Source organism: Bacillus sp. JJ1474 (assembly GCF_036965225.1).
Classification (GTDB): Bacteria; Bacillota; Bacilli; order Bacillales; family Cytobacillaceae; genus Cytobacillus.
In genome coordinates, this window is record NZ_JBALPC010000200.1 from 1 (window position 1) to 4017 (window position 4017).

Sequence of the window (4017 nt, forward strand, 5' to 3'; positions counted from 1 at the left end):
ATCCTATACAATAATAAATAAATTATTCTAAATTGTATAAAAATATTTTATCATTTGGTATAACTAGAGAATAAGGTAATTTTGTTTGAAAATTATTCATTTTTAAATAATTTTTGAGTGAATAGTAACAGGAGAGGGGGAACTAGTTTTGTTAGAGGAAAATAAAGTTTGGAATGAAAATGAAGCAATTCTTCACTCTTTGCGAGATGACATTTTAGTAACGGATACCGATGGAATGATTTTAAAGGTTAGTGAAGCAACGGAAGCCATATACAATATGAAGTCAAATGAAATGGTTGGCCGGTCGGTTTATGACCTAGAAAAAGAGGGGGTGTTTACCCCACTTTTAACACCAATGGTTATTAAAGAAAAGAAGAAAATTACGTTTGTTCAAACAACCATGGAAGGGAAGAAGCTGCTTGTTACAGGCATTCCTGTATTTGACCCGAATAATAAGCTTGTTCGGATTGTTAGTTATTCTCATGATGTGACAGAACTGCTTAACATGAAGAAATACTTAACGGACATGGAGGACGAAATGGAGAGAGTGAAGGGGGAGCTCGAAATCCTTCGCAATCTTCATTACACAGACGGCATGATTGCCACATGTGACGAAATGAAAAAGGTTCTTCACCTAGCCTTACAGGTGGCTGAAATTGATGTAAATGTGCTGCTTCTTGGTGAATCAGGAGTGGGTAAATCTCACATTGCTAACTTTATTCATAAAAAGAGTAATCGAAACAAAGGGCCCTTTATTGAAGTGAATTGCGGTGCGATCCCAGAGTCGCTTTTTGAGGCAGAGTTTTTCGGGTATGAATCAGGTGCTTTCACTGGCGCAAATACGAAAGGAAAGGTAGGGCTGGCTGAGCTTGCTAATGGTGGAACGCTGTTTTTAGATGAGATAGGCGAGCTGTCACTAGCCAATCAAGTAAAAATACTCAAGTTCATCCAAGAGAAGCAGTTTTACCGAGTTGGCGGCACGAAAATGCGAACCGCAGATTTTAGAATGCTAGCTGCCACTAATCGAAATTTGGAGGAAGCTGTGGAAGCCGGAACGTTTAGAAAGGACCTTTTCTTCCGGTTAAATGTTGTTCCAATTACAATTCCACCTTTAAGGAAGCGTCCGACCGATATTATTCCCTTAATTGATTATTTTCTTAAGTTTTTTTCGGAAAAGTATAATCGTCCCCGAAGTCTGGATGAAGGCGTTATTCATGTATTGTTGTCCCATGAATGGAGAGGAAATGTACGAGAGTTGATTAATTTAATGGAAAGGCTTGTGGTCACTTCATCTAAACACCTGATTGAAATGGAAAACCTCCCTCATCATTACAGAAAATCAGTCTCAGATGTTCCTTCCTTTGATGACAGAAATCAGACACTTACCGAGATTCTGGAGAATGTGGAAAAGCAAGTACTTATCAAAGCAAGGCAACGTTATAAAACAACAACGCAAATGGCTAAGGTGTTAGGCATAAGTCAGCCATCTATCGTTAGGAAAATCAGAAAGTATGGAATCAAATAAAAGTGGCACAATTCTTGCAAAGTAATTTAGTAGAAAAACATGTAATTTTCAAAAAAAGAGGGGGAAGATTTGATGAAGAAATGGTTGATGATTGTATGTTCATTTATGCTGCTACTCGCATTAGCAGCCTGTGGAAAAGAAGAAGCAGCGAATAAGGCTGGTGGTGAAAAGTCCTCGCAGCCGTTAAGAGTAACTCTTCCGACTTGGACAGGATATGGACCGCTATTTTTGGCAAAAGAAAAGGGCTTTTTTGAAAAAAACGGTGTAAATGTTGAGCTTTCAATTATTGAAGGATTAGGCGAACGGAAACAAGCACTAGCAGGCGGAAAAATTGATGGCATGGCAACGGCATTAGATGTGCAAGTAGCATTAGCGGCTGCAGATATACCTGTACGAGTGGTATGGCTACTGGATGATTCATATGGCGGGGATGGAATTCTTGTTAAAAATGACATTCAAGACGTGAAAGACTTAAAAGGCAAACAAGTAGCATTTGAAGTTGGTTCCACAAGCCACATGCTTGCTTTAACAGCGCTGAAGCAAGGGGGATTAACGGAAAGTGATATTGAAGTCGTGCAAATGTCAGCTGGGGATGCTGGTGCAGCGTTTGCGGCGGGCAAAGTTGATGCAGCTATTACGTGGGAGCCTTGGTTAACAAAAGGGGCAGAAGCGAACGGAAAAGTCTTGTTAACGACTAAAGATCTGCCGGGTATTATCGTTGATACTATTAGCTTTAAAGAGGATATTATTAAAAACCGTCCAGAAGATGTAAAGGCTTTTGTTAAGGCAATGGGAGAAGCAATGGATTATTGGAAAGAGAATAAAAAAGAAGCAAATGAAATTATGGCGAAAGGCTTGAACATTGATGTTGCAGAATTCGAAGCAACGGAAACAGGCTTGAAATTCATGACAAAAGAAGATAATGAAAAACTATTTGGCTCAGAAAGCAGCAAAGGGTCCATCTATCAATCAACAGAGAATGCCATCAAGTTTTATTTAGAGCAAAAATTGATTGATAAAGAGCCGAAAGCAGAAGACGTCCTTAACGGAAGCTTTGTATCGAATCAATAAACTTAAAAAAAGAATGAAGAGGCATAACTTAGTACCTCTTCATTCACTCAAATAGATCGATAGACAGGGGGATATAAATGGGGGGAAATTGGTTTACTCCTAAAAAAGAAATACCAAAGACGATTTATACTTCAGCAGGATTTATAATATTTGCTCTTGTTTTTGGGATCTGGTCAGCATTGAGCTATGGCGGGATTGTGAATCCTTTATTTTTACCCACGCCTACTAAAGTATTAGCAACAGCTATAGATTTATTTGTCAATGGCGAAATCCTTTCTGATATCGGAATTAGTTTTTCTAGGGTTTTGGCGGGATTTCTAATTGCAGCTATCATTGGGATACCTTTAGGAATTTTCATGGGGTCGCTGCGAATTATTGAAGGAGCCTTTGAGCCGATCATTGGTTTTATTCGTTATATGCCTGCTTCTGCATTTATTCCTTTATTAATATTGTGGATCGGTCTTGGTGAAACCGAAAAAATGTCAGTTATTTTTTTAGGAACGTTTTTTCAGCTCACGCTTATGGTGATGGATGTGACAAAAAACGTTCAAAACGATTTAATTGATGTTTCCTATACGTTAGGGGCTAAAAAGGGACAAATTTTTAGCAAAGTCATATTGCCGGCTTCCTTGCCGGGAATTGTCGATACCCTTCGCATAACGTTTGGATGGGCGTGGACTTATTTAGTCGTTGCAGAGATTGTCGGGGCATCTAGTGGTTTAGGATATATGATTATGCAAGCTTCCCGTTTTCTGAAGCCAGAAAAAATTATCGTTGGAATCCTGATTATCGGTTTGCTAGGGCTGATAACAGATTTATTGTTTAAAGCCATTTACCGAACTTCGTTTTCTTGGATGAGAAAGGATGGTTACTAATATGGGAACACCGAAGTTGGAAATCAGTGAAGCGGGAACATTCGATCCGAAGATTCTTCCTGATACGAAACCGTCAAAGCTGGAAATAAGAGATGTTGGGAAAATCTTTAAAACGAGAAGCGGAGAAACAACAGCCTTGGAAAAAACCTCTTTTACCATTGATGATGGGGAATTTGTAACCATCTTAGGGCCTTCGGGGTGCGGGAAATCAACGGTATTGCGCATCGTGGCCGGCTTAGAGGAATCGACATCTGGAACTGTTCTTCTTGATGGGAAGGAAATTAAGGGGCCAGGACCTGACCGTGGAATGGTTTTTCAATCATACACATTATATCCATGGTTGAATGTGAAGGAAAATATTACATTTGGGTTAAAGCTTAAGGGGGTCTCGCAAAAAGAGCGGGATGATGTGGCACGGCATTATTTGCAATTAATTGATTTAGAAGGGTTTGAGAAGCATTACCCGATCCAACTATCAGGCGGAATGAAGCAGCGTGTCGCGATTGCCCGCGCATTGGCGAACGATCCGAAAATATTATTAATGGA

At 39.6% G+C, this 4017-nt stretch carries 4 protein-coding genes; all 4 read left to right on the plus strand.

The annotated features are described in order from the left end of the window. Positions 1-148 precede the first annotated feature (148 nt). Positions 149-1525, plus strand: coding sequence for a sigma-54 interaction domain-containing protein (locus V7164_RS21385; RefSeq protein ID WP_335345948.1), 1377 nt, complete (start codon positions 149-151; stop codon positions 1523-1525). Between the two features lie 72 nt (positions 1526-1597). After that, positions 1598-2596: an ABC transporter substrate-binding protein gene (locus V7164_RS21390; RefSeq protein ID WP_335345947.1), complete on the plus strand. Its 999-nt coding sequence runs from the start codon at positions 1598-1600 to the stop codon at positions 2594-2596. Between the two features lie 77 nt (positions 2597-2673). Further along, positions 2674-3471, plus strand: a complete 798-nt coding sequence (locus V7164_RS21395; RefSeq protein ID WP_335345946.1) for an ABC transporter permease — start codon at positions 2674-2676, stop codon at positions 3469-3471. 1 nt (position 3472) lies between these two features. Beyond that, the coding region (locus tag V7164_RS21400) for an ABC transporter ATP-binding protein (RefSeq protein ID WP_335355190.1) at positions 3473-4017 on the plus strand (545 nt) is incomplete at its 3' end.

Excerpts from the sequence above, each read along its gene's own strand:
- V7164_RS21395 (WP_335345946.1), top strand. The coding sequence starts at position 2,674 with ATGGGGGGAAATTGGTTTACTCCTAAAAAAGAAATACCAAAGACGATT.
- V7164_RS21390 (WP_335345947.1), top strand. The coding sequence starts at position 1,598 with ATGAAGAAATGGTTGATGATTGTATGTTCATTTATGCTGCTACTCGCA.